The following is a 14791-nucleotide window of genomic DNA, read 5'->3' on the forward strand; positions in this document are numbered from 1 at the left end:
CTATTGAACATCACCAAATTTATCCGGTGCGGCTGAATTGTAATTAGCAGTAGCTACTTATAGTTCTAGGAGCGCATCTCTATTTATTAAAATAAGCTTAAAATTTTGGGAATTCTTCCGTGATCCTGCTAGTCGGATTATGAAGATATTACAGATTTATTAAAAGCTGTGGCTTCGGGTTTCACCTATTGAGGCTAAAAGCAGAGGCGATCGCCTCACAGCAACCGCCTCACAGCAACCAGTTATGGGTTACTTCCGACTGCTGCCTGCTGCTTTTAAGCCTATGTCGTGAGAGTGAGAATAAATTAGCCAGAAAGAGAATGAAGAATTAACATCCATAGTTGATAAAATTAAGTATGACGAATTGTCAAACCTGTTTGGAGAAGGTCATGAAACTATTTGCTGCAACTTTGCGGCGCTTGGGTTTAGCTGTTTTAACCATCGTTTTGGTTGCTAGTAGCTTTGCATTCTTTTCTGCCCCTGCCGCTGCTGAAACTTTTCAAGTTAAGTTAGGTACAGATAAAGGGATGCTGGCGTTTGAGCCATCCAAGCTGACTGTAAAGCCAGGGGACACCATTGAGTTTGTAAACAACAAAGTGCCTCCCCACAACGTTGTTTTCGATACAGCTGGCACTCCTAACAAGAGTGCGGATCTGGCAAAATCTCTGTCCCACAAGCAACTACTGATGACCCCAGGTCAATCAGTTTCAACCACTATTCCCGCTGATGCTCCTGCTGGGGACTACACCTTCTACTGCGAACCTCATCGTGGTGCTGGAATGATTGGTAAAGTTACGGTTGCTAGCTAGAAAGATAGCTACATCCTACTGGGAATAACCGAGCCATCTATATATCGTATAACAAGCCAAATGCCTCAGAGAGTCACCACCAATGACTTTCGAGGCATTTAAACTATGAACCGTTCGCAAAATTGTTTAAAGTCGCTCAAAATGAAAAAGAACTTAGCATAAGAACTACAAAAATGACACTGCCACCAGGTCTAAATAGTTCTGGGTTGTTAAGATATTAGCGTACGTATAAGGCGATATTATTTTGACTTTTGACTTTTAACTTTTGACTTTTTCAAAACTGTCTCGACCAATTTTGTCGCCAGCGCTCTACAACAACTTTAGTCTGGGTAAAAAATTCAACTGCATGGTGTCCCTGTCCGTGCAAGTCCCCAAAGAAACTTTCCTTCCAACCGCTAAAGGGAAAAAATGCCATCGGTGCGGCAACACCAATATTAATCCCGATATTACCAACTTCTGCTTCGTAGCGGAATTTTCGTGCGGCTGCACCAGAGGAGGTAAATAGGCAAGCCATGTTACCATACTGACCGCTGTTGATAAACTGAATCGCCGCTTCTATGCTGTCGAGGTGAATCAGTCCTAAAACGGGACCAAAAATTTCAGTACGGGCGATCGCACCTGCTGGATCGATATCTTGTAAAATTGTCGGTTTAATAAAATAACCATCAGGATAATCAGAAATTAGCGATTCTCGACCATCTACTAATGGTTTTGCCCCTGCGGCGATGCCTTGCTCTACTAAGTGCTTAATTCTCGACTGACTTTCAGCTGTAATTACAGGTCCCATCTGCACGCCTGAATCTAAACCATAACCGACAACGCGAGAAGTCGCCGCTTGAGCAATCGCCTCTGTAAATGTTTTTCCTGCTTCTCCTACCGTCACCGCTAACGAAGCCGCCAAGCAACGCTGTCCCGCACAACCGAAAGCACTATCGGCAACAATTCGAGTAGTCATGTCTATGTCTGCATCTGGCAATACGATGACTGGGTTTTTTGCTCCTCCTTGACATTGGGCGCGTTTGCCATTGGCAGTGGCGCGACTGTATACGTATCGAGCCACAGGTGTAGAACCGACAAAACTAATCGCCCGAATCACGGGAGAATCTAAAATCGCATCGACAACTTCTTTTGCACCGTTAACCAAATTGACAACACCCTTTGGTAGTCCCGTTTGTTCTATCAGGTGCATGACTTTTTGCATTGTCAGCGGGACTTTCTCTGAAGGTTTGATAATATATGTATTACCACAGGCGATCGCATAAGGTAAAAACCAAAACGGGATCATTCCCGGGAAATTAAACGGTGCAATAACTGCGGCAACTCCTACAGGTTGGCGGATGACAAATTCGTCAATTCCTTTAGCAATATCTTCCGAGTACTGTCCCTGCATTAAAATTGGGATACCGCAGGCAACCTCCACATTCTCAATTGCTCGGCGCATTTCCCCTTTTGACTCTTCTAGAGTCTTGCCACATTCTTGAGTAATTGTCCGAGCGATGTCTTCAAAATTTTCGTCTAATAGAGCTTTGAGTTTAAATAAATATTGGATTCGCTCCGTGGCTGGAGTGCGTCGCCAACTACTAAAAGCGTTAGCAGCAGCGGTAGCAGCTCGATCTACGTCGGCAGATGTCCCCAAGGGAACTTGAGCGAGTAACTCGGTTGTGGCAGGATTGATGACTTTTAGATATTCAGTTGCACTAGAGTCGCACCATTCACCGTTAATGTAGTTTTGGAGAATTGCGGCGGAACTCATAGTCATCACCTGGTTATTAGCTGCGATCGCTAAATCATATTTTACATAAGTAGGGGCGCACAGCCGTGCGCCCCAATGCTTATTTACGATTTAACGTGTTGTCTTAATTATTCTGAAAATGGCGCTCGCTTATTTAGCACCCATCTCGACAACGGCACTACGCATAAAATTAAGCCGCTGCTCAAATTCAAGCTGTTTGATTTGCTCTACAAACTCATTTGTTTCTGCGGGTGGTTCGTAATCAGATGGTACGCCAATAATTCTACCGTCTTCCATTCCTTGTGCTAAGCGCAACCAAAGATCTAATTTGCCACTAGAAGCCAAAGCACTGTAGGCACGGCTAAGATCTGTGTCAGCACGATTAACAATATCGCGCTGTGCTTGCAGCTGTTCTTCTTGTGAGAGTGCAACAAATTGATCGAATACTGCTGCTGCGGTATCCTGTGTGGAAGTCTCGTTTGCAGGTGTTAGCTTATCTTTAAGATCGAGATACCCAAACCACAACAATCCAAGTTTGGTATCGGCATCATAACGGTTAAACTGCTCTAGCGATCGCTTTGTACTTTCATCAGTCGCGTAAGTCATAAAACTCTCCGATTGCAATAATTGCTGCTTGCTAGCTGGCGAGGTAAACTTTTGTAACCTCTCTTATAGTTTTAGTGCAGCGATCGCCTCACTTAACCTTGCTAGAGACAGATATGGAGATTTCAACTTACGACAGATGAATTTGTTATTTATCATTTGTGAGTAGCTAGCCACCAGCGTTCATCGCCACTCTTCACTACTTACTTAACTTACTTATTATTTAAGGCAGCGATCGCCAATGCACCCCACCCAGCAATAAAAGCTGCTCCTCCTAGTGGAGTAATTGCACCGACGACCTTAATTCCTGTTAAGCTTAAGGCGTACAAACTGCCGGAAAAAATTAGAATTCCAATAATAAAATTCCAGCCAGCGGCTATTAATGCAGGCTGAGCAAATTCTTCGCCACTGGTTCTAATTAATAAAGCCACGAATAGAAGTGCTAGAGCATGATACATTTGATATCTAGCACCAGTTTCAAAAATTTCTAGCGATCGCTCAGTTAATTTTTCTTTTAGAGCATGAGCGCCAAAGGCTCCTACACCAACAGATAAACCACCAAATATAGCAGCGATCGCCAGAAAGAATTGACCCATCAGCCAATAACCTATATTCCAGACTTTCTTATTATTTCATCTCTTAATTCAAGGAATCGCTGGCTTTATAATTAATTCCGATTTGGAAATCATTTTCGAGTTGCTTCTATTAAACGAGAAAAATAGAAGCGAGTCTTTGTCATTGCCTGACGCTGCACGGAAAAACCGTTTTTTTCTAAAATTTTGATGACTGTTGATGCTGGGTGTAAATAAGCACGGGTAGCTTTACTTGCACCAGGAAAGAAACTACCAACTTTTTTCAGCAAACTAAGCGCAAAAGTTTTTGGGGCAAAGCTCAAAATTATGCGCGTCTGTGCTAAAGAACAAAGATGAGAAATCATTTGCTCTACTTGTTCTTGAGGATAATGGATTAAAACATCAAGACAAATCACAGTATGATAGCGATCGCTTAGTGTTTCTAAATCTTGCACGGTCAGAGTCAGATTCTTGACCAAATCTCCCAATTCTGCTCTAGCTTTGTCTTTGGCTTCTGCTACCATCATTTCTGACAGATCGCTAGCGTACACCCTAGCACCTGCCTGCGCCAGAGGAATGCTGAGGCTACCCACTCCACATCCTGCATCGCAAATAGATATTTCTGACAAATTGCCATCTGCTTGCAACCAACCAATAACAGTATCTACAGTTTGTTGGTGTCCGTTGCGAATATCGAGTTGGACTTTGTTAACGTCATTGGTAATACCATAAATCCGTCGCCAGCGATCGAATCCCGTTGTATTGAAATATTCTTTAACAATCGTTTTATCGTCTGTTGCAGTCATATAGATAGGTTATTATTTTGGTTCACAAACCTTAAATTTATCACTATATGTCACTGCAATCTCTTCCACGTCAGTTCTTTGCTGTCTGGTTTTATCTGCCAGCGTAGGAGTTGATGAAAGGGAGTACCGAGTTGAATTGTGGGAAGATCGATCGCCTGTCGCGGTACGGTGGTGGCAAGTGCGATCGCTGTATCTACGTCACAAAGATCCCAGCGAACTAGGTTCTGGACTCCTACGAGTAGTGGTAGAGTCGTACCAGTCAAAGTACCATCGAACAGTCTAGCCGTACCGTTTTTCACGTCTATTTGCCGCGTATCCCAAGGATAAACACCGTCTGAAAGCCCCAGAGGTGCTAAGGCATCGCTGACAAGAAAGATTCCTCGTTCGTAACAGCCAGCGCGAAGTAATACTTGAATCATTGTGGGGCAAATATGTTGTCCGTCAGCAATTAACCCACATTTCACATGAGGATGTACCAAGGCAGCACCTAACAATCCAGGTTCTCTGTGGTGGAGTCCCGGCATGGCATTAAAAGCATGAGTCACCATTGTTGCCCCTAGTTTAAAGGCTTGTTCCGCCTGAGTTGCCGTGGCAAGCGAATGCCCGAGGCTGACTGTTATACCGAGAGAACGCAAATAGGTTATGGCTTCGCCCGTGGGATCTAATTCTGGGGCAAGGGTGATAACTTTGACTATACGAGCGTATTCGCCTAAAAGTTGCTGAATGTATGGAATTGTCAGCGGTAATAAATATTCTGCTGGATGAGCGCCGCGCTTTTGTGGGTTTAAAAATGGTCCTTCAAGGTGGACTCCTAAAACTTGGGCAGTTGGTAGAGATGTGGTTTGCCGCTGCATATAGTTAGCAATAACAGCTAGCGATCGCTGTATATCTTCTCCAGAAGTCGTCACTAATGTGGGTAAATAAGCATCTATGCCTTGTTGCCACAAGTATTCAGAGATTTTTTGCAGTTTATCGATATCGGTCGGTTGCAAATCTGTAAATGCTAAGCCTAGCGCCCCGTTAATCTGCAAATCGACTCCACCCAAAGATATCCAATCTGCTGCTAAATTGATAATTTGCAAATCGGCAGGCGGAATTTTTTTAATAAATCGATCCATTGGTTCAATTGCGGAAATTTGACCGTGTAGATCGATCCGAATTCCCTGCAATTGCGCGTAACCAGGCACGCGAGCGTTGATAATATCTACTGCATGAGTCATCGAGCGGTCACCCTTATCCAAAAAATCTATCTAAATTCCAGTGCCAATTTAGTTTATAACTAACCCTATCTCTCTATTTCTCGCCAGGTCGAACCAATGCATTCCTCACTCCTCATCCCTCACTCCTCACTCCTCTTATGACTCAACCCCAAATTGGCATTATTATGGGTAGCGACTCCGATCTGCCGACAATGCAAGATGCGATCGCAGTTTGCGAAGAATTTGCTTTAGCCGTAGAAGTGGCGATCGTTTCTGCCCACCGTACCCCAGAACGAATGGTAGAGTATGCCCAATCTGCTCATCAACGCGGACTCAAAGTTATTATTGCTGGTGCTGGTGGTGCTGCCCATTTACCAGGTATGGTTGCTGCTCTCACACCCCTACCCGTGATTGGCGTTCCCGTAGCTAGCCGTCACTTACAGGGGCTAGATTCGCTTTATTCAATCGTGCAAATGCCTGCGGGGATTCCTGTAGCTACAGTGGCGATCGGTAATGCGAAAAATGCTGGCTTGTTAGCCGTACAAATTTTGGCAGCTCATCAACCAGAGTTATTGACAAAGGTACAAAAATATCGTCAAAGCTTGGCAAATACTGTGATGGAAAAGCAAGCAAAGTTAGAACAGATAGGTTATCAAAAATACATAGCTAATTTGTAGTTCACGATCTCCGAGTTTGTGCTGAAAGCATGAATAACAGTCATCTCGCCCTGCATACAAACAACAGGTATCAGATAACAGGTATCGAACAACAGGTAATATTTCGTTCAAAGGAAGATCCTTTTTTTGTTCGCTGCTTTACGTTAAGCCAGATAAGCGATAAATTGAATCCGAGTAGCTCTTAGCTCTGTTCAATACTTATGGCGATCGACAAGGGCTAACTATCAATTGAAACCACGGACATTCTAGTTAAGCGCGAGTGATGTCTATGATGCAAAGGTAAGTGCAACTAAAATGCTTGCTTACCTAAATATACTTACCGATATGCAATAAAATATACTGAAATTTAAAGGGTTGGACGGAGATGGAGCGATCTGAAGTCAAGTCACTGAGAGCGCATCAGTTCAAGCACTCAGTTTGACTCAATCCCTTTACTGGCAATACTTTTGCCCTAGTTGCATTGTTTGAATTTTCTGGGCTGTATTTTGCTGTATTTAGATTTGTCAGGAAATCTTGATTTAATGTAACTAATGATACAGAATCAAAAATAGAAAAAATACAAAATCTTAATTCTAATACACAACAAGCTAATGGTTTTCACGGGTAAAAGTGTTAACTTCAATCTGCCCCTACTGGTGTATACATACTTTTTTGTAGATTTAAACCTACAGCAATGAGTAGCGCCAAGTTTTGTGGTAGTTAGCTTACAACTGAAAAAACACCACGAGATCGACAGCATCTGGTTATTGAGTTTAAATATAGCCGCTTCTGAATCGAGAATTGGTAGCTAATCAGCCACTTTATAGAGTTTTTGCCCGCTTGAGGATAGTTACAAGTGATGATGTTAAAACTAAGACCCAAAAATAAACGCAGAATAAATAGAAAGCGGCTACCTGCTGCTGGAATGAAGCGTTTATCTCAGCATACATCTCTATTCACGCAGCTAAAGTTAGCGGTGAAGCGATTGTCTCCTTCTTGGCAGGCTTGCATTCCCCTAACAGTAGTTATTGTGCTGGCGTGGGGTTATGCCGCAGTTGCCCAAGATGCCGCACCTGCAAGTCAAGATAAAGTAGCGGAGGAATTACAAAATCTCAAGGTAGGAATAGATACTCTTTGGGTGTGTATTGCTGCTTTTTTAGTGTTTTTTATGAATGCTGGTTTCGGGATGTTGGAAACTGGCTTTTGCCGTCAGAAAAACGCTGTTAACGTCTTGTCAAAAAACCTAATCGTATTTGCCCTTTCTACCGTGGCGTTTTGGGCAATTGGATTTGGTTTAATGTTCGGCGATGGCAATCCCTTCGTTGGTACGACGGGCTGGTTCTTAGCGGGAGCAGATAACAGTCCGGCAACGGCAGATGCATACAAAGGCGTGTTTGGTGCGCTCAACTGGGCAGGAGTACCCTTGCTTGCCAAGTTCTTGTTCCAACTTGTATTCGCTGGTACTGCTGCTACGATTGTTTCGGGTGCTGTAGCGGAACGGATCAAGTTTGTTGACTTCTTAATCTTTAGCGTATTGTTAGTCGGGGTTGCGTACCCAATTACAGGTCACTGGATTTGGGGTGGCGGTTGGTTGGCAAAAGCTGGATTCTGGGACTTTGCTGGTTCCACTGTAGTCCACTCTGTAGGTGGTTGGGCGGCTTTGATGGGTGCGGCGTTCTTAGGACCCAGGATCGGTAAATACCAAAATGGCACTTCAGTCGCCATGCCCGGGCATAACATGAGTATTGCCACTCTAGGCTGTTTAATTCTGTGGTTGGGCTGGTTTGGTTTCAACCCTGGTTCTACGATGGCAGTCAGCCCCAGTATTGCTCATATTGCAGTCACGACCAACCTAGCTGGTTCTATGGGCGGGATTGCTGCTACTATCGTTGCTTGGCTTTACTTAGGTAAACCTGACTTGTCCATGATTATCAACGGGATTCTGGCGGGTTTGGTAGCAATTACTGCTCCTTGTGCTTTTGTTAGCGTGCCTTGGTCGGCGGTAATTGGTCTAATTGCTGGTATCATCGTTGTTTTCTCCGTTACCTTCTTCGACAAAATCAAAATTGATGACCCTGTAGGTGCAACCTCCGTTCACCTTGTCTGCGGTATATTCGGGACTCTGTGCGTAGGTTTATTTGCTGAAGGTCCAGGTGGAGCGCTGAACTTGTATGAAGACGGATTGGGACCTGCGAGAGGATTGCTGCTCGGTGGTGGTTTCTCACAACTATGGGCGCAGTTCATCGGTATCATCACCGTTGGTGGTATGACTGTCCTGTTATCTACTATCTTTTGGCTAGCGCTGAAAGCAACTTTGGGAATTCGCGTGACTGCCGAAGAGGAATTTGAAGGCTTGGATATTGGCGAACATGGTATGGAAGCATACAGTGGCTTTCTCAAAGAAACTGATGTGACTGGGTTTGCTGATACTAGTGCTACTAATATGGGTAAGCGGGCTGGCGATGTATCCAGCAATCCTTACTAGGCTTTTTAACTAAACTTTTTCTAGTTCGTAGCTAGTTAAGTAAAAATAACCTGCTGTCAGTTTCAATCCAATTGAAACTGCTAGCAGGTTTTTTATCGCTCTATCGCAAGGGGGATGACAGCAGGTAAAATGTATTTCTGAACACAGAATCGTGGCTTAGATATTGATGGAATGGTATCCACGCGGCATAGATGAAATTGTTTTACAACTGTTGGAAGTCTAAGGAAAAATCAGTGTTGCAAAAAGTTTCGCTCGCGATCGCCATTGTCTTGGGGCTAATATTCTCACTTGCGGGACAAGCAGTTGCTGCACCAAGTGACGCAACTGCTGCGATCGCCAACGCGCAAACCGCAGCAGATACGGCATTTATGCTGATGTCGGCTGCTTTAGTCTGCTTCTATGCCGTTACTTTTAAAGCAAAGTTGCAATTTGACGATTCCCTCGATACTTTTCCCGTACATGGTGTGGGCGGAACAGTGGGCGCAATTCTCACGGGTATCTTCGCTACTACGGAAGTTAATTCAGCTGGTAAAGATGGTTTGTTACGGGGAAATTTCAACCAGTTTATCGTTCAAATTGTTGTAGTTTTAATTGCTTACGCGATCGCCGCGATCGGGACTTTTATCTTAATGAAAATTTTGGATATTACTGTAGGACTGCGACTCAAACCAGAAGCAGAACTTCAAGGTATGGATATTAGCGAACACGGTGAAGAAGGCTACAATGAAGAGTTTGGCGAACGACTGTCATTTACCGAGCCAAAGTGACAAATTATTCAGAGCGCAGATTGAATCTTTCTCGTGTTTCGATTGAGTTAGCATCACAGTTCAGTCTAGCTTTGCCTGAGCTACTAATAGGGATTTAGTCATGCCATATCCCTGTTTTTTGCTGTACAAAATCTGCACGAACTCAATGAATTGTGCGTTGAAGGGCTGGGAAAATCTTGACAAATCAGATAGCTACCATATTTATACTGATTTTATTAGTAACTACTCTATCGGTTTTAGGGAAATTTACTGTTATCGATCTAAATTAGCGTGAAGTAGTCTGAAGAAGTGGACCAGGTTATAAGTTGCCTGAGCCAAAAAGCTCAGGCGATTTCTTCTCGGTTTCTCGCGTAGAAAGATATGTATAATCAAGTTTTCCTGAGAGCCATTCTTGCTATTTCATCGCGCAAACAGTAAGCTGTTCTCTCTGTGAAAACTTTTACTCATTTTAGCCGATCCATATACTGCTTGATATATAAAATTTCAAACTTTACAGAAACATTGAAATTCTATAGCGTTTTCCATGCAGGTGTAATACATGCGTAGGGGCGCACAGCTAGCTGTGCGCCCCTACAGATCTATGTACCTCATCCCCTGTCTGACCCAAAAGCGAAATTTCAGCAGGTAGACAGGTATGTTACAATGCTTTGAGGTTGAGTTCGTCTAATGACTCAAAACGATCGCGGGATGTAGCGCAGCTTGGTAGCGCACTTCGTTCGGGACGAAGGGGCCGCTGGTTCGAATCCAGTCATCCCGATTTTATCAATGCTGGTGCGATCGCTAGAATTATTCTGAGATGGTTCAGTTCAACTATTGAATTAACTGCGGATAAATCTGTCGCCAAGCTAATACGGTAAAAACGCTCAACCACAAGAGTAACCACACAACCTGTAAATACCAGAATTGAGGCAAACCCAGCGACCAACGCAGCAGGTCAACTAGTGCTGATAAGGGTAAGATATTAGCAACATAACCCAACACTGGTGGGAGAGTATTGCGCGGGAAGTATGTCCCACAAATGGTAAACATGGGGACAACAAATAAGAAGATCGGCACGTTAATTTGATCGACAGTCCGCACCGTACCCGCAGTAAACAGCCCTAGCGCACCAAATAGCATACTACCCAAGATAATTAAAGGTAGAGATCCTAGCAAATGCCAACCCGAGTATAGCCCTAAACTCATTGCAACTAGACCGGTCAGTATTCCTGCAATCGAGCCTTTCGTCGTTGCCCACAACCAATCGCCTAAGAAGACTTCAGTAAAACTCAGAGGTGCGGTGAGTAGTGCTTGCCATGTTTTTTGGTAACTCAAACGGATGAAACTACCGAAAGAACCTTCAAAAAAAGATTGAAAGAGTACTCCTACTGCAATCATGCCGGGGGCAATAAATTGTAAGTAGCTAACGGTTTGCCCTTGATAAGTTACATCGCCAATCAGAGGGGTTAAACCGTAGCCGAAGGCAATTAAATAGATTAAAGGCTCGGATAATGGTGGCAAACTGTTAACTAACCAAGTTTTTTGATACACCTTGGCATGACGACGCCAGACAGAATATATACCCCAAGCCGTAACTGAAATCCGTTTCATGCCAGTGCTGTTCCTGTCAGTCGTAAGAAAACATCTTCGAGATTAGTGGGACGACGAATGGGCGGAGTTGGTGTTATGGTATGGAGCTGCTGCCAAAATTGGGGATCTGCTGGTAGCCCAAGTAAATAGCTATTGCCAAATGGGTGATACCAAGTACCTGCTTGTTGGGCAAGCTGTTGAATCGTAGATTCAGGAATCCCGATAATTTCCGCCACTTCTAAACCTACTGTACGTTCGATTAACTCTGCGGGCGTGCCGCGATCGAGAATTTTGCCCTGCTGGAGTAACAACAAGCGATCGCACAGCCGTTGCGCTTCATCCATATAATGAGTTGTCAACAGTACCCCACAACCGTTTTGTTTTAATTGCAGTACCAAACGCCAAAAATCTTGTCGTGCATTTGGGTCGAGTCCTGTTGTCGGCTCGTCGAGAAATACGACTTGAGGATGGTTAATCAAAGCGCGTGCTAGCACCAACCGCCGCTTCATCCCACCTGAAAGTTCGTCAACCAGGGAACTGCCACGGTCGTCTAATCCTACCAGAGCCAACAATTCCCCGGCACGTTGACGTGCTGCCGCTCCAGTAATTCTATAGTGGTGGGCGAAATAAGTTAAATTTTCCCAAACTGTAAAGTCAGGGTCGAGATTGTCTTCTTGGGTGACAATTCCCATTTTTGCTCTAGCTGCTCGTCCCTGCAACTGAATTTTATTTTGCCCTAACTGGACGAAGCCGCGATCGGGTCTGACAGAACCATAAAGCATTCTCACAATCGTCGTTTTTCCCGCACCGTTGGGACCGAGCAAGCCTAAAATCTCTCCTGGATTGAGCGTGAAGTTGACTCCCTGTACGACTGGGCGATCGCGATAGGATTTCCACAGGTCGTAGGCTGCGAGCGCTACCGCTTCAGTTTGTGACGATCTAGCAATGCTAGTCATAGATTGTGGTGCTGACTTAGGGCTGTTGTTGGCAGATAGCTCGAACAAATCGTGCTAACTCCTTTGTAATACATTGTAGTATAGCAGGGGATTGTTGTATGTCTAGCAGGGAAGATGATTCTAACTAATGGTAGAATTTTCTGTCAGTTGTCAGCAAACAGGAATCAGGAGTCAGGAGTCAAGAGTCAGGAGTCAGAAGTCGGAATTAGGAATTAAATTCTCCCTCTGCTCGTGCGCTCGTGCGCTCGTGCGCTCCCTGGTAAAATTAGATGGCAAAAAAAGAGAACGTTAGAATCAAAATTCTCGCTACGGGACTTGCGATCGGTTCGTGTATTGTCCCCCTACAAGCACAAGCAAAAACTCCTTTCAGTCAGATCGTCGTGTTTGGCGATAGTCTTTCCGATACGGGGAATACATTTCAAGCTACAGCTACAGGCATTCCTCCCAGTCCGCCGTACTCTGAAGGACGTTTCTCTAACGGTTCGATCTGGATAGATTATCTAGTAGACAATTTAGGGTTAAGTCGCGATCGCCTTACGAATTACGCTTTTGGCGGAGCCACGACTGGCAAGAATAATACTACTGCCCCACTACCTCCCAACACGCCTCCTTTACCAGGATTACAGCAGCAGCTAGAGAATTTTAAAGCTCGGCATCCCAAAGCCGATCGCAGAGCGCTTTATGTTATATGGGTGGGAGCAAATGACTATTTAGGAGGTGGAGTCACCGATCCGTTCGTACCAGTTAACAATATTACATCAGCAGTAAGTACTCTCGCAGAGCGCGGGGCAAGACATATTTTAGTAGTAAATTTACCAGATTTGGGGCGCATTCCCGCTACTAGAAATAATCAAGAAATTGCTAACACCCTGAATGCTTTGACTCAATTCCACAACACTGGCTTGGCAGCAACTTTGCAAGTCTTGGATAAGAGAACCAATACTAATATTGTCTCAGTGGACGTGAATTCTCTATTCAGACGTGCGATCGCCAATCCATCTGAGTTTGGGCTTACCAATGTCACCGATACTTGCTTGACTCGAACAAGCGTATGCAGCAATCCTAACGAATATCTCTTCTGGGACAATTTGCACCCCACAACTGGAGTCCATGCATTAGTAGGAGAATTAGCTTTATCTAGCCTCAAATCTGCATCTACTGCTAAATCATCTTCTGAATCATCAACTGCTGGATTAAACGCATTCATGTTGGCTACCCTTGGTACTGCGGCAGGGACTACGGTATCGCTATACAAGAACAAGAGATGAGGAACAATTATCGAAGATCGATGGAGTTAATCGCTCAGCCCTTGTTACTGTAGAGGCATTGCAGACAACATCTCTACACCTCATTCTCATTCATTCTTCGTGTCTAACTACGATCGCCTATTTACCACTATCGAAGAATTAGTCATGCATCACTCTCCCAGTGGAGTCGAGGCAGAGATTAATCAATTCTTGCTCGATCGCTTCTCTGCCTTGGGGGTAGAAGTGTGGCTAGATCGTGCTGACAATATTATTGCCAAAATTCCTGGGCGAGATCCTCAAGGTGCGATCGCGATTACTGCCCACAAAGATGAAATTGGCGCAATTGTCAAGCATGTAGGCGATGATGGGTGCGTAGAAGTTAGAAAACTAGGCGGTGCTTTCCCTTGGGTATATGGCGAAGGAGTCGTGGATCTGCTGGGAGACAACGAAACTATTAGCGGCATTCTCAGCTTTGGTTCTCGCCACGTTTCCCACGAGTCGCCCCAAAAAGTGCAGCAGGAAGATACGCCTGTAAGATGGGAAGATGCCTGGATTGAAACTATGCGTACTCCTGAAGAACTCGCAGCTGCGGGAGTTCGTGCGGGTACGCGGATGGTAATTGGCAAGCATCGCAAGCGTCCGATCGGATTAAAAGACCATATTGCCAGCTACACTTTAGATAACAAAGCTTCCGTTGCGATCTTGCTGGCTTTAGCTGAGAGAATTAAACAACCAGCAGTAGATATCTATTTGGTAGCTTCTGCAAAAGAAGAAGTGGGAGCAATTGGGGCGCTATATTTCACGCAGCAGCAACGCTTGGATGGATTAATCGCCTTAGAAATCTGCCCTCTCTCTTCAGAGTATCCAATTCAGTCTGGGGAAGCGCCCGTAATTTTGTCTCAAGATGGTTATGGAATTTACGATGAAGGTTTGAACCAACAACTGCGTCATGCAGCAGAAGCAAAGAATGTTCCCTTGCAGTTAGCAACCCTCAGCGGGTTTGGCAGCGACGCTTCAATCGCCATGAAATTCGGACACGTTGCGCGTGCTGCGTGTTTGGCATTTCCAACCCAAAACACTCACGGATATGAAATTGCTCATTTAGGAGCGATCGCTAACTGTATTGAAATTCTCCAATGTTTTTGTGAAACACAATTTGATAGTTAGTCATTTGTCATTTGTGAGTCGTTAGTAACCTTTTACTCCAATACATTTCAGTTAAAAGCGATCGATCCTCGAAGATCCCCCCAGCCCCCCTTAACAAGGGGGAAACAAAGCCCCCCTTGTTAAGGGGGGTTGGGGGGATCGAGTCCGATCTGAACTGTATTGCCTTTTACTCCCGACTCTCGACTCCCGTACGGGCGGGTTTCCAAACCCGCCCGTACCGACT

The 14791-nt window shown here is 44.6% G+C and carries 13 protein-coding genes and 1 tRNA gene; 7 read left to right on the forward strand and 7 right to left on the reverse strand.

Going from position 1 to position 14791, the window contains the following annotated elements; genetic code table 11:
• The first annotated feature begins 389 nt into the window (after window positions 1-389).
• A complete protein-coding gene (gene petE / locus DSM107010_RS13315) occupies window positions 390-809 on the forward strand; it encodes a plastocyanin (RefSeq protein ID WP_015157412.1) in 420 nt (139 codons plus the stop codon).
• A 274-nt stretch (window positions 810-1083) separates the two neighbouring features.
• Here the strand turns inward: petE and DSM107010_RS13320 are convergent, their stop codons facing one another.
• The 5 genes from DSM107010_RS13320 to nagA all read right to left on the reverse strand — a co-directional run bounded on the left by DSM107010_RS13320 (window position 1084) and on the right by nagA (window position 5742).
• Window positions 1084-2562 (reverse strand): CoA-acylating methylmalonate-semialdehyde dehydrogenase, encoded by a 1479-nt coding sequence (locus DSM107010_RS13320; RefSeq protein WP_106166521.1) that lies wholly within the window; start codon window positions 2560-2562, stop codon window positions 1084-1086.
• A gap of 129 nt (window positions 2563-2691) precedes the next feature.
• Complete coding sequence (locus tag DSM107010_RS13325; protein WP_015157410.1) at window positions 2692-3147, reverse strand: orange carotenoid protein N-terminal domain-containing protein; 456 nt, start codon at window positions 3145-3147, stop codon at window positions 2692-2694.
• A 209-nt stretch (window positions 3148-3356) separates the two neighbouring features.
• Complete coding sequence (locus tag DSM107010_RS13330) at window positions 3357-3740, reverse strand: DUF423 domain-containing protein (protein WP_106166522.1); 384 nt, start codon at window positions 3738-3740, stop codon at window positions 3357-3359.
• Between the two features lie 89 nt (window positions 3741-3829).
• Entirely contained in the window at window positions 3830-4522 is a 693-nt protein-coding gene (gene bchM / locus DSM107010_RS13335; protein ID WP_015157408.1) for a magnesium protoporphyrin IX methyltransferase, read from the reverse strand.
• Window positions 4523-4572: 50 nt separating this feature from the next.
• The gene (gene nagA / locus DSM107010_RS13340) at window positions 4573-5742 is read right to left on the reverse strand and encodes an N-acetylglucosamine-6-phosphate deacetylase (RefSeq protein ID WP_106166523.1); all 1170 of its coding nucleotides are present in this window, start codon (window positions 5740-5742) and stop codon (window positions 4573-4575) included.
• 137 nt (window positions 5743-5879) lie between these two features.
• Here nagA and purE point away from each other — a divergent pair, with 137 nt between their 5' ends.
• From purE to DSM107010_RS13360, 4 genes are all read left to right on the forward strand, one after another.
• Entirely contained in the window at window positions 5880-6398 is a 519-nt protein-coding gene (gene purE / locus DSM107010_RS13345) for a 5-(carboxyamino)imidazole ribonucleotide mutase (protein ID WP_015157406.1), read from the forward strand.
• A 904-nt stretch (window positions 6399-7302) separates the two neighbouring features.
• Window positions 7303-8862 carry an ammonium transporter gene (locus DSM107010_RS13350; protein ID WP_051033315.1) on the forward strand — a complete coding sequence of 520 codons (1560 nt, stop codon included), beginning with the start codon at window positions 7303-7305 and terminating at the stop codon, window positions 8860-8862.
• 233 nt (window positions 8863-9095) lie between these two features.
• Window positions 9096-9629, forward strand: coding sequence for an ammonium transporter (locus DSM107010_RS13355; protein ID WP_199755533.1), 534 nt, complete (start codon window positions 9096-9098; stop codon window positions 9627-9629).
• A 683-nt stretch (window positions 9630-10312) separates the two neighbouring features.
• Window positions 10313-10386, forward strand: a tRNA-Pro gene (locus DSM107010_RS13360).
• Window positions 10387-10439: 53 nt separating this feature from the next.
• Here DSM107010_RS13360 and DSM107010_RS13365 read toward each other — a convergent pair.
• Together DSM107010_RS13365 and DSM107010_RS13370 are read right to left on the reverse strand one after the other, a co-directional pair.
• On the reverse strand, window positions 10440-11219 hold the full coding sequence (locus DSM107010_RS13365) for an ABC transporter permease (RefSeq protein WP_106168361.1): 780 nt from the start codon (window positions 11217-11219) through the stop codon (window positions 10440-10442).
• Window positions 11216-12154, reverse strand: a complete 939-nt coding sequence (locus DSM107010_RS13370; RefSeq protein WP_106168362.1) for an ABC transporter ATP-binding protein — start codon at window positions 12152-12154, stop codon at window positions 11216-11218. Before DSM107010_RS13370 ends, DSM107010_RS13365 begins: the two co-directional genes overlap by 4 nt.
• A 269-nt stretch (window positions 12155-12423) precedes the next feature.
• Here DSM107010_RS13370 and DSM107010_RS13375 point away from each other — a divergent pair, with 269 nt between their 5' ends.
• Window positions 12424-13422, forward strand: a complete 999-nt coding sequence (locus DSM107010_RS13375) for an SGNH/GDSL hydrolase family protein (RefSeq protein ID WP_106168363.1) — start codon at window positions 12424-12426, stop codon at window positions 13420-13422.
• A gap of 99 nt (window positions 13423-13521) precedes the next feature.
• Window positions 13522-14568 (forward strand): M42 family metallopeptidase, encoded by a 1047-nt coding sequence (locus tag DSM107010_RS13380; protein ID WP_106168364.1) that lies wholly within the window; start codon window positions 13522-13524, stop codon window positions 14566-14568.
• Window positions 14569-14791 lie beyond the last annotated feature (223 nt).

The sequence above is a fragment of the Chroococcidiopsis cubana SAG 39.79 genome (assembly GCF_003991895.1).
Taxonomy (GTDB): domain Bacteria; phylum Cyanobacteriota; class Cyanobacteriia; order Cyanobacteriales; family Chroococcidiopsidaceae; genus Chroococcidiopsis; species Chroococcidiopsis thermalis.

Bases quoted from the DNA above. Each gene is read 5' to 3' on its own strand.
- petE (WP_015157412.1), top strand. From the start codon at position 390: ATGAAACTATTTGCTGCAACTTTGCGGCGCTTGGGTTTAGCTGTTTTA.
- DSM107010_RS13320 (WP_106166521.1), bottom strand. From the start codon at position 2,562: ATGAGTTCCGCCGCAATTCTCCAAAACTACATTAACGGTGAATGGTGC.
- DSM107010_RS13325 (WP_015157410.1), bottom strand. From the start codon at position 3,147: ATGACTTACGCGACTGATGAAAGTACAAAGCGATCGCTAGAGCAGTTT.
- DSM107010_RS13330 (WP_106166522.1), bottom strand. From the start codon at position 3,740: ATGGGTCAATTCTTTCTGGCGATCGCTGCTATATTTGGTGGTTTATCT.
- bchM (WP_015157408.1), bottom strand. From the start codon at position 4,522: ATGACTGCAACAGACGATAAAACGATTGTTAAAGAATATTTCAATACA.
- nagA (WP_106166523.1), bottom strand. From the start codon at position 5,742: ATGACTCATGCAGTAGATATTATCAACGCTCGCGTGCCTGGTTACGCG.
- purE (WP_015157406.1), top strand. From the start codon at position 5,880: ATGACTCAACCCCAAATTGGCATTATTATGGGTAGCGACTCCGATCTG.
- DSM107010_RS13350 (WP_051033315.1), top strand. From the start codon at position 7,303: ATGAAGCGTTTATCTCAGCATACATCTCTATTCACGCAGCTAAAGTTA.
- DSM107010_RS13365 (WP_106168361.1), bottom strand. From the start codon at position 11,219: ATGAAACGGATTTCAGTTACGGCTTGGGGTATATATTCTGTCTGGCGT.
- DSM107010_RS13370 (WP_106168362.1), bottom strand. From the start codon at position 12,154: ATGACTAGCATTGCTAGATCGTCACAAACTGAAGCGGTAGCGCTCGCA.
- DSM107010_RS13375 (WP_106168363.1), top strand. From the start codon at position 12,424: ATGGCAAAAAAAGAGAACGTTAGAATCAAAATTCTCGCTACGGGACTT.